This window comes from Neisseria sp. P0021.S005 (assembly GCF_051956955.1).
The window spans coordinates 1-600 of sequence record NZ_JBQCWY010000865.1 but is presented as its reverse complement, the minus strand read 5'-3'; the positions used below and the strand labels follow the sequence as shown (position 1 = coordinate 600).

Annotated in this window: 2 protein-coding genes; one reads left to right on the top strand and one right to left on the bottom strand. The window is 47.0% G+C overall.

The window, feature by feature from the left end; genetic code table 11:
* Positions 1 to 239 (bottom strand): TRAM domain-containing protein (locus ACTHUE_RS19840; RefSeq protein ID WP_440403646.1); only part of this gene is annotated, 239 nt, incomplete at its 3' end.
* A 140-nt stretch (positions 240 to 379) separates the two neighbouring features.
* On the opposite strand from ACTHUE_RS19840, the gene ACTHUE_RS19835 reads away from it, so the two are divergent.
* Positions 380 to 600, top strand: a 221-nt coding sequence (locus tag ACTHUE_RS19835) for a L,D-transpeptidase (protein ID WP_440403645.1), incomplete at its 3' end; no start/stop codon positions are given.

The window sequence follows — 600 nt, the reverse complement described above, 5'->3', positions numbered from 1 at the left end:
CCGCCACATGTATCAAAATAGCAACAAGCTGGCTCAATGCGTTCGGAAGAAGGTTTTAAAACCGTTTCGACCTGAGCTTCTGCAAACTGCTTTTTTTCTTTATGAATGGCAAACGTTACACGCTCTCCGGGCAGCGCACCGCCGATGAATACAGTCTTTCCATCGACTCTGGCAACACCCCTGCCCTCATAATCCAAAGAAAAAACTTCCGCCTCTTGATACCGTTCTTTCACACTCATACCGTTTCCGTCAGACAGCCGCTTACCGGCCGTCTGACTGTCTTCCAATACCGAAAGCGCATATTTTCTCACAAAAACACAGAGTTTCAGGTATCATGCGCCAAAAACTTTCATTTCAATCCCTACAAAAAAAAGACGACATGAAAAAATTATTCCTTGGCCTGACAGCCGCCCTTCTGACCTCGGCCGCTGCTGCAAACACACTTATTCCAGACGTCTCCCCCGCCTCTTCCGGACAACACGTCGTTATCAATATTACGCAACAGCGTTTGTTCCTCTACGACAACGGTAAACTGAGCAAAATTTATCCTGTTGCCGTCGGCAAAGCCATGACCCAAACCAATCTGGGCGAACATAAAAT